The organism is Rhizobium sp. CF122 (assembly GCF_000282035.1).
Classification (GTDB): Bacteria; Pseudomonadota; Alphaproteobacteria; order Rhizobiales; family Rhizobiaceae; genus Rhizobium.
The window spans coordinates 12,325-26,221 of the sequence record NZ_AKKA01000028.1 but is presented as its reverse complement, the minus strand read 5'-3'; the positions used below and the strand labels follow the sequence as shown (position 1 = coordinate 26,221).

The 13,897-nt window shown below is 60.3% G+C and carries 16 protein-coding genes; 11 read left to right on the top strand and 5 right to left on the bottom strand.

All coding sequences use genetic code 11. The annotated features are described in order from the left end of the window. Window positions 1-32: 32 nt before the first annotated feature. The 3 genes from grxC to PMI09_RS07665 are packed head-to-tail and all read left to right on the top strand — an operon-like array spanning window position 33 to window position 1,582. Window positions 33-290 carry a glutaredoxin 3 gene (gene grxC / locus PMI09_RS07675; RefSeq protein WP_007790656.1) on the top strand — a complete coding sequence of 86 codons (258 nt, stop codon included), beginning with the start codon at window positions 33-35 and terminating at the stop codon, window positions 288-290. Between the two features lie 9 nt (window positions 291-299). After that, the gene (locus PMI09_RS07670; protein ID WP_007790653.1) at window positions 300-1,157 is read left to right on the top strand and encodes a carbon-nitrogen hydrolase family protein; all 858 of its coding nucleotides are present in this window, start codon (window positions 300-302) and stop codon (window positions 1,155-1,157) included. Next, the gene (locus PMI09_RS07665; protein ID WP_007790650.1) at window positions 1,154-1,582 is read left to right on the top strand and encodes a DUF1178 family protein; all 429 of its coding nucleotides are present in this window, start codon (window positions 1,154-1,156) and stop codon (window positions 1,580-1,582) included. The genes PMI09_RS07670 and PMI09_RS07665 overlap by 4 nt, the downstream gene beginning before the upstream one ends. Before the next feature lies 1 nt (window position 1,583). Here PMI09_RS07665 and PMI09_RS07660 read toward each other — a convergent pair whose 3' ends face one another. Further along, a complete protein-coding gene (locus PMI09_RS07660) occupies window positions 1,584-2,339 on the bottom strand; it encodes an SDR family NAD(P)-dependent oxidoreductase (protein ID WP_007790648.1) in 756 nt (251 codons plus the stop codon). Window positions 2,340-2,632: 293 nt separating this feature from the next. Between PMI09_RS07660 and PMI09_RS07655 the strand changes: the two genes are divergently transcribed. The 6 genes from PMI09_RS07655 (at window position 2,633) to PMI09_RS07635 (ending at window position 6,542) form a co-directional block, all read left to right on the top strand. Then, complete coding sequence (locus PMI09_RS07655) at window positions 2,633-3,208, top strand: L,D-transpeptidase (protein WP_007790646.1); 576 nt, start codon at window positions 2,633-2,635, stop codon at window positions 3,206-3,208. Between the two features lie 170 nt (window positions 3,209-3,378). Beyond that, window positions 3,379-3,510 (top strand): ABC transporter, encoded by a 132-nt coding sequence (locus PMI09_RS32065; RefSeq protein ID WP_081499031.1) that lies wholly within the window; start codon window positions 3,379-3,381, stop codon window positions 3,508-3,510. Between the two features lie 151 nt (window positions 3,511-3,661). Then, window positions 3,662-4,240: a hypothetical protein gene (locus tag PMI09_RS07650; RefSeq protein ID WP_007790644.1), complete on the top strand. Its 579-nt coding sequence runs from the start codon at window positions 3,662-3,664 to the stop codon at window positions 4,238-4,240. Between the two features lie 64 nt (window positions 4,241-4,304). Next, window positions 4,305-4,892 carry a protein-S-isoprenylcysteine O-methyltransferase gene (locus PMI09_RS07645; protein WP_007790642.1) on the top strand — a complete coding sequence of 196 codons (588 nt, stop codon included), beginning with the start codon at window positions 4,305-4,307 and terminating at the stop codon, window positions 4,890-4,892. 10 nt (window positions 4,893-4,902) lie between these two features. After that, window positions 4,903-5,688, top strand: a complete 786-nt coding sequence (locus tag PMI09_RS07640) for a hypothetical protein (RefSeq protein WP_007790640.1) — start codon at window positions 4,903-4,905, stop codon at window positions 5,686-5,688. Next, window positions 5,685-6,542: an SDR family NAD(P)-dependent oxidoreductase gene (locus tag PMI09_RS07635; RefSeq protein ID WP_007790637.1), complete on the top strand. Its 858-nt coding sequence runs from the start codon at window positions 5,685-5,687 to the stop codon at window positions 6,540-6,542. Before PMI09_RS07640 ends, PMI09_RS07635 begins: the two co-directional genes overlap by 4 nt. Window positions 6,543-6,574: 32 nt before the next feature. Here PMI09_RS07635 and ubiG read toward each other — a convergent pair whose 3' ends face one another. Further along, window positions 6,575-7,324: a bifunctional 2-polyprenyl-6-hydroxyphenol methylase/3-demethylubiquinol 3-O-methyltransferase UbiG gene (ubiG, locus tag PMI09_RS07630; protein WP_007790635.1), complete on the bottom strand. Its 750-nt coding sequence runs from the start codon at window positions 7,322-7,324 to the stop codon at window positions 6,575-6,577. A gap of 190 nt (window positions 7,325-7,514) precedes the next feature. Between ubiG and PMI09_RS07625 the strand changes: the two genes are divergently transcribed. Beyond that, complete coding sequence (locus PMI09_RS07625) at window positions 7,515-8,495, top strand: FecR family protein (protein WP_007790633.1); 981 nt, start codon at window positions 7,515-7,517, stop codon at window positions 8,493-8,495. Here the strand turns inward: PMI09_RS07625 and PMI09_RS07620 are convergent. From PMI09_RS07620 to PMI09_RS07610, 3 genes are all read right to left on the bottom strand, one after another. Then, complete coding sequence (locus tag PMI09_RS07620) at window positions 8,492-10,699, bottom strand: CHASE2 domain-containing protein (protein WP_007790631.1); 2,208 nt, start codon at window positions 10,697-10,699, stop codon at window positions 8,492-8,494. The two genes, PMI09_RS07625 and PMI09_RS07620, sit on opposite strands and share 4 nt — an antisense overlap. 169 nt (window positions 10,700-10,868) lie before the next feature. Then, window positions 10,869-11,972: an NADH:flavin oxidoreductase/NADH oxidase gene (locus PMI09_RS07615; protein ID WP_007790628.1), complete on the bottom strand. Its 1,104-nt coding sequence runs from the start codon at window positions 11,970-11,972 to the stop codon at window positions 10,869-10,871. Window positions 11,973-12,039: 67 nt separating this feature from the next. Further along, window positions 12,040-12,252 carry a hypothetical protein gene (locus PMI09_RS07610; protein WP_037082229.1) on the bottom strand — a complete coding sequence of 71 codons (213 nt, stop codon included), beginning with the start codon at window positions 12,250-12,252 and terminating at the stop codon, window positions 12,040-12,042. A 370-nt stretch (window positions 12,253-12,622) separates the two neighbouring features. Here PMI09_RS07610 and PMI09_RS07605 point away from each other — a divergent pair, with 370 nt between their 5' ends. Next, the gene (locus PMI09_RS07605; RefSeq protein WP_007790625.1) at window positions 12,623-13,897 is read left to right on the top strand and encodes an aspartate kinase; all 1,275 of its coding nucleotides are present in this window, start codon (window positions 12,623-12,625) and stop codon (window positions 13,895-13,897) included.

Genomic DNA, 13,897 nt, shown 5'->3' with positions numbered 1-13,897 from the left:
GAAAAAGATAACCTGTATTGTCTGGAGTCCTCATGGCACCCGTCACCATCTATACGCGCCAAGCCTGCGGTTATTGCGCGCGCGCCAAAACGCTGCTGTCCGAAAAGGGCGTCGATTTCGTCGAGCACGATGCAACCTCTGCGCCGGAGCTTCGCCAGGAGATGATCGGCAAGTCCAACGGTCGCACGACCTTCCCGCAGATTTTTATTGGCGAGCAGCATGTCGGCGGATGTGATGATCTCTATGCGTTGGATCGTGCCGGTGGGCTTGATCCTCTGCTTGCTGCGTAAGGAAGAGCGATGACGTTTACGGCGGCCGCCATCCAGATGTGTTCCGGCGTCGATCCCGAGAGGAACGCGGCGGCGATGGCGCGCCTCGTCCGCGAGGCTGCGGGCCTGGGCGCGACGTATGTGCAGACACCTGAGATGACAGGCATGCTGCAGCGCGACCGGGCGGCTGCCAAGGCTCTCCTGCGCGACGAAACCACTGATGTCATCGTCCGGACCGGTTCGGAGCTAGCACGGGATCTGGGCATCTTCATGCACGTGGGATCTACCGCAATCGCGCTGGATGACGGGAAGCTCGCCAACCGCGGCTATCTCTTCGGCCCTGATGGCAGGATCCTCAATCGTTATGACAAGATCCACATGTTCGACGTCGATCTCGACAACGGCGAAAGCTGGCGCGAGAGCGCGGCCTACCGCCCGGGGTCCGAGGTGCGCGTATTGTCGCTTCCCTTCGCCGAAATGGGCTTTGCGATCTGCTACGATGTTCGCTTCCCCGCACTTTTCCGCGCCCAGGCCGTTGCGGGCGCTGAAGTGATGACAGTGCCTGCCGCCTTCACGAAGCAGACCGGCGAAGCGCATTGGGAAATCCTGCTGCGTGCGCGCGCAATCGAGAACGGCGTTTTTGTGATTGCCGCTGCTCAGGCGGGTCGTCACGAGGACGGACGAGAGACTTTTGGTCATTCGATGATCATCGATCCGTGGGGCCGTGTACTGGCTTCGGCCGGCCCAACTGAGGAGGCCGTCATCATCGCCGACATTGACACCGCTGCCGTCAAGGCCGCCCATGACAAGATTCCGAACCTGAAAAATGGCCGTGATTTTTCCATCGAGAGGGTTGCAGGGGCAGTTGCAGGAGGTGTGGCCGCTTGATCCGTTATTCCCTGCGTTGTGAAAATACCCATGAATTCGAAGGCTGGTTTTCCGAAAGCGCCGATTTCGATCGCCAGGTCGCATCAGGATTTCTAACCTGTCCCGTCTGCAATTCCGCGTCCATCTCCAAGCTCCTGATGGCGCCGTCCGTTTCGACGGCGCGCAAGAAGGACGAAATGCAGACGCTCGCGATGGATACGATGCGTCGGGACGCGTTCCAGAAGCTAAAAGAGGCCGTTGCGACGATCAAGGCGAATTCCGAGGATGTCGGAACACGGTTTCCCGAGGAAGCGCGCAAGATCCACTATGGAGAGAGCGACGCCCGCGGGATCATCGGGCAGACCACTATGGATGAAGCGCAAGCACTCCTTGAGGAGGGCATCGAGATTGCCGCCCTGCCTGTTCTGCCCGACGATGTGAATTAAGCTAGTGCGCGCTGTATGCTCCGTCCACGAGATGGTAGCTGCCGGTGATGAAGCTTGCTTGCTCTGACAATAGGAAGCAGACGAGCGCTGCCACTTCCTCCGGCGTGCCGCGCCGGCCCATCGGCTGCAGTGCCTCCATGCGGCGACTGCTCGCAATATCGCGATGTTCTGACGAAAGCGGTGTTTCAATCCAGCCGGGGCCGACCGCATTGATGCGGATGCCCAAGCGCGCATATTCGATAGCCGCGGCCTTTGTCAGGCCGACGACGCCGTGCTTGGCTGCCGTATAGGCACATGCAATTGGCAATGCGACGGCACCGAGCACGGACGACACGTTGACGATCGCCCCGCCACCGCCGGCCAGCATGGCCGCGATCTCGTACTTCATGCAGTAGAAAACGCTGTTGAGGTTGACGTCCATCAGTTTGTGCCAGTTGTCGAGCGGGTAGTCGCCCGTCGCCCTGCGCACGCCGTCGACGCCGGCATTGTTGACTGCAAGATGCGGGCCTCCGCACATTTCGGCGACCGTTGCAATCAGCTTTTCAACCGCCGCCGCATCGGTGACATCGACGACAAAATGGCGAGATTTGCCCCCCTTTCCGCGAATCTCCGCGGCAACGCGCTCTGCTGCTTCGGCATTGATATCCGCGACAACAACCTCCGCACCCTCCTCGGCCAATTGCCGGGAGATGGCCGCGCCGATGCCAGAGCCCGCGCCGGTGACAATCGCTACTTTTCCTTCGAAACCAAGATTCATCGTTTCTTGCTACCGCTCCCCTGCAGCCAGACCAATTCAAACGCGAACAGTTGCAACCTGCCTGAAAGCCCGTGTAGGGCACCGGCGCTACGGCGCGAACCGTTCCAACCTAGCTTTGCGGCACCTGTTGCCGCAAGAGGCGCCCTCTGACGGGACGACATTATGAAGGACTTATACAACGATAGGGAGGTTTCTGCACAGAAGAGCGCTGCAGCGGTCCGCCGATGACTTGGCCTGAAAACAACGGGATGCTAAAGGAAAACGATAGGGCTCACCATTATCAGCAGGTAACGATGGATAACGACCATATTACGCGCCGTAGCCTAATCTTGGGCTGTGTGGCTTTGATGGCCTCTGGATGCACGACGGCGAGTTGGCCGATAGAGAATCCCTTTTCTTCGACGAGTTCCCGTATCCGGCGACGGGAGGTTGCATATTCGGGCAGCGAGCAGCCGGGCAGTATCGTTGTCAACACCTACGAACGCTACCTTTACTACGTCGAGCCAGAGGGCCGCGCGACACGCTATGGCGTCGCAGTCGGCGAGGAAGGTCTTACTCTGAAGGGCAATGCCGTTGTCGGGCGAAAGGCCGAGTGGCCATCGTGGACGCCGACTGCTAGCATGATCGAACGCAAGCCGCGGTTGGCGCAGTATGCCGGCGGGGTTCCCGGAGGGGAAAACAATCCTCTCGGTGCGGCGGCACTTTATCTCTACCGCGGCGGGCAGGATACCTACTTCCGAATCCATGGAACGAACGAGCCGTGGCTGATCGGACAGGCGGTGTCGAATGGTTGCATCCGTATGACCAATGAAGACATCGTTCACCTCTACGGTCGGGCGCCCGTGGGGACCAGCGTTTTGGTCATATGATACTTACATTTTGTATCGATATTGCCACCGTCTGTTAGCATTGCGGGTCGCTTGCGCGACGCGACGGGCGCACTGTGCCCTTTCTGCACTTGGCTTGGGGCTATTTTACCGCTATTAGTAGAATCGTTGCCTTCGATAACCTATTCCATGCTAACGGAGAGGACTACTTGATGAGCAGAATCCTAATAATGTGCCTTGTTGCGTTGTTTTCCGTTTCGAGCCTGACGGCTTGCGGATCAGTTGGTAAAGGCAAGGGCAAAGCCCCGCCGCCAGTGGCAGAGGCCGCACCAATCACCAAGTAACATCTGACCTTTGAGGAAGGGGGAGGGACTTCGTGGCCCCTCCCCCAAATTGTTGTCGGAGCCGGGCTGCCTGCGGGCAAATGCACAACCTTAGGCTGGCACTTTTGCGTGGTGGTCTGTGCTCATTCGATCTCGGAGATGAAGCGTAGTTATGACGCTTGCAAAAGGCCACCAATCCCTCCTGTTTCTCATCGCCCTCGCGCTCACATCTTGCCAATCGGACGACAAGCCGCCGCAACCGAGGTTCACCTCGAACGCAAGTGGCGCGCAAGTCAGCAAAGCCTCCCAGCGGGAGGGCCAGTATTTCATCGAATTCCGTTCACGCTACGCGCTGACCTATGGTCATACCTATGCGGTCTTCGGGCGCCTGAACAAGTCCGGCGGGATGATCAATCCGCAGGTCGCCGGGCTTGCGCCTGCTTCTGAAGACGCCGCGCCTTACGTTCTCGGGCACTTCATTCCCGTTCCCGCGTCGACCGGAGCGACAGATGGAGACCTTGAAGAAGCCTATCGTTCGGCAAGTTGGCGCATATTGTTGACGGAAGCCGAGTACAACAAGACCGTCGCCTTCATTCGCCAACTGCAGGCAAAATCGAAGCTGTGGCAGGCCACGGTCGACAATTGCAACAATTTCGTCGGCGAGATCGCAGGTTCCATGGGATACAAGACACCCAGCATCTGGCTTCGTCCGCAAGAGTTCATTACAAAGCTTCGAGAGATGAATACGTGACTGCGGAGCGAGCCCATCGGGTCATCGCGTCCGCATGATCGACGAAGGGCTCCGGTGATCTGAATTGAGCGTTGCTCTCATTGGTAAAATTGTGTGGGTACTTGGCATTATCGCCTGGTACGCAATTCGCTATCCTTCGGAACGTCGCGCGAGGCGAACGAGGGTTGTCAGCGACCGTCGTTCGGGAGTTGAATCGGTAGGTCTTTCGGCCGCGCTCCTGGGGCTTGCCTTTGTTCCCGGCTTCTATGTCGCGACGGGGAGGCCGGAGGCTGCCGACTATACGGCGCATTCATGGGCGGTGATCCTTGGCGCAATATTGTTTTGCACAGCCATGTGGGTCTTCCGCAGGACGCACAAGGCGCTCGGCCGCAACTGGTCGATCACCCTGCAGATTCGCGAGAAGCACGAGCTGATTTCCCACGGTCCCTACGCATTTGTGCGCCATCCCATGTACACGTCCTTTCTGCTGATGGCGCTCGGCCAGGTATTTCTGCTGGCAAATTGGGTGGTTGGGCTGGCAGGCGTGATCGGCTTCGCAGTCCTCTTCTTTTTGCGGGTGGACAAGGAGGAGCGCATGATGCTGGAGATTTTTGGCCCTGAGTATCGTGCCTACATGGACCGGACAAAGCGAATTATCCCCTACATCTACTAGAGGACGCATGATGCGGGGACGTGCCATCAAGCTTTCGCCATCACGACGTCTGGTCGGAGACCTCATGCGGTTCTCGATCGGCGTGCCGCGCGTCACGGTGCAGCGGCAGATGAACCTCGGGCCATTACAGCAAGCGAGGATGGCGCAACAGAGCAAGACATCCTGGACCGTGTTGTTCCTGAAGGGTTATGCGCTTCTCAGCCAGGACGTGCCGGAACTGCGGCGCGCTTATGTCAAGCTGCCCCGGCCCCAGCTCTACGAATATCCGGTCAGTATTGCCTCCGTCGCTCACGAGCGCGAGCACGAGGGGGAGCGGATCGTGCTATTGAGCACGATCGAAGATCCGGAGCATCGGTCAATAGGGGAGATCGAGGAACTGTTTCTGGCCGCCAGGTCAAAGCCTGTTCAGGAGATCAAGCAGTTCCGCAAGGCTCTGAAATTTGCGCGCGCGCCTGGCCCGATTCGTTGGCTGCTGATGTGGCTGGGGCTCAACCTCGGGCGGCAGCGCGGACGCCGCTTCGGTACATTCCAGCTGTCGGTCTATTCGGGCCTGGGCGCAGAATCGCTGAACCCGCTGACGCCGCTGACCACCATTTTCAATTATGGCTCGATTTCCGAAGACGGAACGGTCACCGTCCGCGTCCACTATGACCATCGGGTGATGGATGGCGCCAATGTAGCCCGCGCCCTGATTCGCTTCGAAAACATTTTGAACGGAGCCATCACAGATGAAGTCCGAGACATGGCTTCAAGTGGAGCGATCCCCGGCGAGGCGGCGTCGGGAGAGGCATCATGACAGACAAACAACGTGAAACATTGCGCCCCGCCGTCGTCGTGGTCGGCGCGTCCCGCGGCATTGGCCGGGCGATCGCTAAGGTCGCCGCATGCGAAGGTGCGATTGTCGTCCTCGTTGCGCGGTCGTTGGACGGGCTGGCTGCCGCCGCAGACGATGTGAAAGCGGCCGGTGGCGAAGCATTCACCTTCTCGCTCGACCTTCTCGCGGCCGACGCCTCGACGCGACTGAAGGACTTCCTCACGGCCAACGGCTTGGTCTGCGACGTTTTGGTGAACAGTGCCGGCTATGGTTTGCGCGGTCCGGCGACAGCGCTTCCGATTGCAGACCAGCTCGGCATGGTCGACGTTAACATTCGCGCGCTGACCGATATGACGCTGCATTTCCTGCCGGGAATGGTGGCCCGTGGGCGCGGCGGCGTACTCAACCTCGGTTCCATTGCCGGCTTCACCCCGGGTCCGAACATGGCGCTGTACTACGCCAGCAAGGCCTTCGTTCGCTCCTTTTCGGAGGCGTTGCATCAGGAGGTCAAATCGACCGGCGTGACGGTGACCTGTGTCGCGCCCGGACCTGTTGCGACGGAGTTCCTGGAGCGGTCAGGCGCGGGCCGGGCTGCACTGTTCAAGATCCTGCCCAAGCTCAGCTCCGACTATGTGGCCGAGCGCGCGTGGCGCGGGTTCAAATCCGGCCGTCGCCTGGTGGTGCCAGGTGTTTCGGCAAAGTTGGCGGCTTTCGTGGCATCGTCGCTGCCGTCGGCGGCGAAGGTGCGCTTGATCGGTCGTCTGCAACGACGCAGTCGCGACCTGTGCCCATGCGGCTCCGGCAAACCCTTCAAAGAATGTTGTGGCTCACGGTAGGCACGCCGAGGGGCATCTGCCCCCCGCAAACTCTATACGACGGTACGTTTCGCCAGCATCATGTAGTTTACGTCCATGTCCTTCGACAGATTCCACTGATTTGACAGCGGATTGAAGAAGACGCCCGTGCGATCGATGATCGAGAGGCCGTTTGCCGTCACGGGCTTTTCGATCTCTTCCGGACGAACCAGCTTCTCATACTGATGCGTGCCACGCGGCAGCCACCGCAGGATATTTTCTGCGGCAAAAATGGCGAGTGCGGCTGCCTTCATCGTCCGATTGATAGTCGCGACGAACATCAGGCCACCCGGGCGAACCATCCCGGCGCAGGTGGTCAGGAAAAAATCGACGTCGGCGACGTGTTCCACGACTTCCATGTTGAGGACGATGTCGAAAGTTTCGCCGGCCTCCGCAAGTTGTTCGGCCGTCACCGCCCGATAATCGACAGGCACACCGGAGGCCTTCGCATGCGTCGAGGCAATGCCGATGTTCTTCTCCGATGGATCCGCACCAACGACGCTGGCGCCCATCCGCGCAACCGGTTCCGACAGCAAGCCGCCACCGCAGCCGATATCGAGGACGCGAAGACCGTCCAGCGGCTTCGCGCTACGGATGTCGCGTCCGAAGTTTTCCGCTGCTCTGTCGCGGATGTAGGCGAGCCGTACGGGATTGAACTTGTGCAGCGGCTTGAACTTGCCGGTAGGGCTCCACCATTCCGCCGCCATCGCCGAGAAGCGGTCCACCTCTTCCTGATCGATCGTGCTTTTTGCCGCTTCGCTCATGTTTCCGTCCTCGCATTTCGTTCCGAGTGAAGTCGGACGAAGCTGTGAGGAAGTCAAGAGCTGACCGCGGACGCAGTGTCGCAAGCAACTTTCAAATGAGGCGAACTGCAGCGCAGCCTACACCAAGAAGATGAGGAGACGTTAAAGTTAACAATATGCTAATATACTGATAGTTTGTTGGGGATCGACCATGTCACGCTTCTGTGGTGCTGTCGCTGCAGGTGTCCTTTTTGCTTTGTTTAGCCCGATGCAGGCCTTTTCCGCCGAGCCGGTGGGGCAGGCGACACTGATCCGCACCGAGGTGACGGGTGAAACCGGTCCGCTCGTCGTTCGATCGCCGGTTCACCGCGACGAGCGCATCCGAACCTCTAAATCGGGCCTCGGGCAGTTCATATTCAAGGACGGTACGAAGCTCGCTGTCGGCGCTGGCTCGACGGTTGTGATCGACAAGTTCGTCTATGACGATTCCGCCTCTGTGAAGCGCCTTTCGATCAAGGCGGCGAAGGGGACGTTCCGATGGATCAGCGGCAATTCGGCCTCCTCGGCCTATTCGATCGTGACGCCGGCCGGGACAATCGGGGTACGTGGCACGGCCTTCGATTTCTACGTCGGACCCAACGGCACGACCGCCATCGTATTGCTCAACGGAGCGGCGAGCTTCTGCGGCCCGGGCGGCTGCAGACAGTTGCGTCAGCAGTGCGATTGCGTGATTGCAACACGCGGCGGCAGGATGACCGATCCCAGCCAGGTCGACCGCCGTACACTCCAGACACTCAGCAATCCGCGAGCGCTGCCATTCCTTTCGGGGGATCAGCAGCTTTCCGGGGCGCTTGGCGGCATCCGCACCAGTTGTGGGCTGGCATCGCTGCGCCAGGACCGCCAGGATCGGCCGCAGCCACAACAACGGCAGGAGCGACCTGCGCCACAGGCACCACAGCAAGCACCGCAGGCTCCACAGCAGACGCCGCAACAGCCACAGCAACAGCCACAGCAACAGGCACCGGACACGCCAGATCCGCCGGATAAACCGGACAAGCCTGATCATCATCATGACCGGGATCACCACGGTCGAGACCACCATGATCGCGATCATCGCGGACATGGCGGGGACGACAACGATCACGATCGCGACGGTCGTCGTGGTCGCGAAGGCCGAAGCGGAAATTATTAAGGTTCAAGATGCACCTTGGGTTCGCGCGGCAAGCCCGCACGAGTGCTGTCATCGTCGTTGCCGGGACTGTCACGGAAGTGTTCGGCCCGGCGCCCAAGGCGGCTGTAGAACTGAGGTAGAGTTGCTGTTAGTTCCGCCGCCTTGAGCTTGGCGACGCTGAGCATTTTCCGGCTCTCCGCCGAATGGGCGCGCAGTGCCGTGACAAGCTCGGTGTGAATGTGCTGCATGTCAGCAAAGGCGCCGGAGCTTCGAACCTGTTCGCCGCCGATAACTGCATAAAGGTGCGCTCTGCTGCTCTTGCCCTTCAGTCCAAGTAGGCCGGCGTCGAGGAGCGCAAAATGCAACAACTCGCCAGCCGTGTTCTCGGAGACGAGAATGTCGAAACCAACCTCCTTGCAGGCGGACTCGATGCGTGCCGCGACGTTGACGGCATCGCCGACAGCGGAATAGTTGAAGCGCGTCTCGGCCCCCATGTTGCCGACGCAGGCAAGGCCTGTATGAATGCCGATACCGATGCCAACTTGGTACTCCTTGCCGAAGCCGAAGGCATCCGATGCGTTAAGTGAGGCGAGCGTCTCACGCATCGCAAGGGCTGCTCGGACCGCCTTGGCAGGATGGTTCAGGACATCCACCGGAGCGTTCCAGAAGGCCATGATCGAGTCGCCGATAAACTTGTCGAGCGTGCCTTCATTGGCGGTCACGTGGCGGCTCAGCGCATCGAGCAACGTGTTCAAGAAGCGGACGACTTCGGCCGGCTGCAGCCGCTCGCTGAGTTCGGTGAAACCGCGAACGTCGACGAACATCACGGTCAGTTCGCGGTCGTCGCCTCCGAGGCGCATCGCATCGCGGGTGTGCTCGATCCGATAAAGCAGTGAGGGTGAAAGATATTGCCCGAAGGCGCGGCGGACTTCGCGCCGTTCGCGGTCGATGACGAGAATGCGAAAGGAGGTCGCGGCGAAATGGATGATCGAGCCGGCGATGATTGGTGCGAGCGGATCCAAAAGCAGGCCCCAGGCAGAAAAGGCAAACCATGAGGCAGCAAGCGCCAGCGCCGTAATGCAGAGGCCACAGACGAGCGCTACGGCCGGGCTGACGAAGGTGGTCAGCACAACCAGGATCGTGCCCAGCACGGCAATCGCAAGGATTTCCATTCCATCCGCCCAGTCGGGCCGGGAGAGAAAATGACCGGTCAGGATCTGCTCGACGGTCTGGGCATGCATGGAAACACCAGGGACGTTCTGGCCGAGAGCCGTCGTCCGGATATCCTGCAGACCGGCCGAGGACGTCCCGACAAAGACGATGCTTCCTTCGATGGCGGCAGCGATTTGCGGATCGACGCCCTGCGGGGCCAGGATCTTGCCGGCGGAGATATAGCGCTCTGCAACATCGGGACTGGTATACAGCCACAGTTCGCCGCTGGCCGTCACCGGCACGATGAACTCGCCGATCTTGGCCGATGTCAGTGTGTCGGGAGCTTCGGGGGCGGCCGCCAGCACATAGGTTGAAGCGCCTTGGGCAACGCGCAGAGCCTCGATCGCCAGATTCGGATAGAGTTGCTCGCCGTCCGTCAAAAAGAGCGGCACCTTGCGTACGACAGCGGAGGGATTGCCGGGATTGAGGCTGATATGGCCGAGACCCGTGGCATTGATCTGCAATTGTGGGCGTATCGGGGTCGCTGCATCGAGGCGGGGAGGAGCGTTAACTGGGCTTTCGCCGGTAAAGGCGAAGCCCGCCTTGACCGGTGGTCGGTAGCTACCCTCGGTCGTCAGGCCGAAGCCGAGCACGACGGGGCGTCCGGCGATCGCCTCGGCGAAAAGCTCGTCATTGTCAGGCAGGCGGTTTAGCAACGTCGGGTCAACGCCGGCAACATCGCGCATGACGGTGCGCGGCGAGAGGCGGTCAGGCTCGGCGAACAGGACGTCGAAGGCGATCGCAGCAGCACCCAGATCCGATAGCCGTTCTACGAGAACGGCCAGCCGGTCGCGCGGCCAGGGCCACTGGCCGAACTCCTTGAGCGATGCCTCGTCGATGTCGATAATGCGGACCGGCGTTGGCTCGAAAGCGCGTGGTGAAATGCGCTGATATTCGTCGAAGGTGATGTCGCGGATCTGCCGCAAGAGTGGCGGATCGCTTGCCCGCAGCACCGTGAGGGCCGCGACAATGGCGAGGCCAATGATTACGCCGATTTGCTGCGCACGCGTCATATGCGATCGAAGCCCTTGCGTCGGAGCCGATGGACGCAGATGGACGGCCGGCGTCTTCTCGGCGCAGTCAGGCTGCCTGTTTCCGTGGCGTGATGCAACTGCGCCTTTCGGGCGGTTGGAGCTCCGACGTATAGTCCCGGCTGAATGCTTACGGGGCCGGTGCGCGCCGTCAGGTCATGAACAGCGATTTGAACTGCGGAGGCTGGCAGCGGAGATATTGATTGGCGGCCTTCACCTTGCCGCCGAGTTTTGCTGCAGCGTGCCAGGGCCAACGAGGATCGTAGAGCACCGCGCGGGCGAGAGCGATCAGATCGGCATCGCCGGTAGCGACAATAGCCTCGGCCTGTATAGGCTCGGTGATCAGGCCAACTGCGACAATAGGTATATCGACGGCAGATTTGATCGCACGTGCAAGCGGCACTTGGTAGTTGGGTGCGACAAGAATCTGCTGGGCCGAATGCAACCCTCCGCTCGATACGTGGATTGCATCGCACCCCCTTGATTTGAGATTCTGGGCAAAGGTTATGACTTGGTCGATGTCCAGGCCGCCCTCCATCCAGTCTGTCGCTGAGACCCGCATCGTGACAGTTCTGTCGGACGGCAAGGCCGCTCTGACGGCATCGAAGACTTCAAGCGGAAACCGCATGCGGTTTTCGAGCGAGCCGCCATACTCGTCGGAACGGTGATTGGATAGCGGCGATAGGAACTGATGCAGCAAATAGCCGTGCGCGCCATGAATTTGAACGGCATCGATGCCGATCCTTGCTGCGCGTACGGCCGCGGCAGCGAAGGCGTCCCGCACGCGCTTCAGGCCTTCCTGGTTCAGCGCCGTCGGCGGCACATAGTTGGGATTGAAAGCGATCGCCGATGGTGCCTGGGTCTGCCAGCCATGCGAATGATCGGGTGGGAACTGCGCGCCACCGCGCCACGGAACCTCCGTGGATGCCTTGCGGCCTGCATGGGCAAGCTGCACGGCAATTGGTATATCGGACCAGCGGCGGATGGCTTCGAGAGTGCGGGCCATCGCCGCTTCGGTGGCATCGTCGTAGAGCCCGACATCCGCAAACGTGATCCGCCCTTCGGGAACGACAGCCGTCGCCTCAATGGTCAGCAACGCCGCGCCCGACAAAGCCAGCTGGCCGAGATGGATCATATGCCAATCGGTCATGCAGCCATTTTCGGCAGAGTACTGGCACATCGGCGCAATCACGATCCGATTTGCAAGCTCAACATTGCGGACGCGAAACGGGGTGAACAGTACGGGTTGTGACAAGCTTGATCCCCTCTAAAATACGGACGCAAGGCGGGACGGGCGCCGGTTCTTCTGTCGTCCTGATATGCTAATGAACGGTGCCGGAACGGAGGCCCATCGTCAGCCTGAATTCGATCTCTGCGACGATTTGAACGGCTTCCTCGACAATTTCATCGGCGACCGGATTGGCTGCTTCGGCCACATCGTCAAGACTGTCTCGCAAAAGTGCCTGCACCCGCGTCATCGCCACGCAGAGCTTCGTGTTCTCGTTCGCATTGGCAAGAGGTTTCAGGATTGCCATCAGTCCTTCTAGGTGCACCAAGCTCCGCCGGCGCTCAGCGTGGTTCATTTCGCGCAAAACAAATCGCTCCCTATGCTGTCCTGTCTGCGTCAAAGGTGAAGGCCGATGGGGGAATTAGCGCCGCGCCCACCCACTTCAAGGATAGCCATCCGCCTTCGGCGCCAGCACGCCGCCATTCTCCGTTCCACACCTTGCCACCCCCCCACAAACTCGCTAAGAGACGCGGCAACTTGGGCCCTTGGGGCGCAAGGCTTTAGAAGGGTTCCAGAAACTCCCAATTCCTGGCTCTTCGGCCGTGCGGTTCCGTGTGGGGCTCGTGATGCCGGGTCTGGCTTTGGTCTCTCTCGGCACTAGGTCGTGGTAGAGGCATATGGCACGCATCGTAATGAAATTCGGCGGAACCTCCGTCGCTGACCTGGACCGCATCAAGAACGTTGCCCGCCATGTGAAACGTGAAGTCGATGCCGGCCATGAAGTGGCGGTCGTCGTATCCGCCATGTCCGGCAAGACCAACGAACTGGTCGGCTGGGTGCAGGGAACGCCGAAGGTCGTTGGCGCCAATTCGCCGTTCTACGATGCGCGCGAATATGATGCGGTCGTCGCGTCGGGCGAGCAGGTGACCTCCGGATTGCTCGCGATCGCGCTGCAGGCGATGGATATCAACGCCCGCTCCTGGCAGGGCTGGCAGATCCCGATCCGCACTGACAATGCCCATGGCGCCGCGCGCATTCTCGATATCGATGGCTCCGACATCATCAAGCGCATGAGCGAGGGGCAGGTGGCCGTCGTCGCCGGCTTCCAGGGCCTCGGCCCCGACAACCGCATCGCGACGCTTGGCCGCGGTGGCTCCGATACGTCGGCGGTGGCGATCGCCGCTGCGGTCAAGGCCGATCGCTGCGATATCTATACCGATGTCGACGGCGTCTATACGACGGACCCGCGCATCGTGCCGCAGGCACGCCGCCTGAAGAAGATCGCCTTCGAGGAAATGCTCGAAATGGCTTCGCTTGGCGCTAAGGTTCTGCAGGTGCGTTCCGTGGAACTCGCTATGGTGCACAAGGTTCGTACCTTCGTGCGCTCCTCTTTCGAAGATCCCGATGCTCCGGGCATGGGTGATTTCTTGAATCCGCCCGGAACGCTGATTTGTGACGAGGATGAAATCGTGGAACAGGAAGTAGTCACCGGCATCGCCTATGCCAAGGATGAGGCTCAGATCTCGCTTCGCCGTCTTGCCGACCGGCCGGGCGTTTCCGCGGCGATCTTCGGACCGCTGGCCGAAAGCCACATCAACGTCGACATGATCGTCCAGAACATCTCCGAAGACGGCTCGAAGACCGACATGACCTTCACGGTTCCGTCGGGCGATGTCGAAAAGGCGATCAAGGTTCTCGGCGAGAACAAGGAAAAGATCGGCTACGACGTCGTTCAGAACGAATCGGGCCTGGTGAAGGTGTCGGTCATCGGCATCGGCATGCGCAGCCATGCGGGCGTCGCCGCCACCGCGTTCAAGGCACTGGCCGACAAGGGCATCAATATCAAGGCCATTACCACGTCGGAGATCAAAATTTCGATCCTGATCGACGGTCCTTATGCGGAACTCGCTGTCAGGACTTTGCATTCCTGCTACGGTCTGGATAAGAACTGA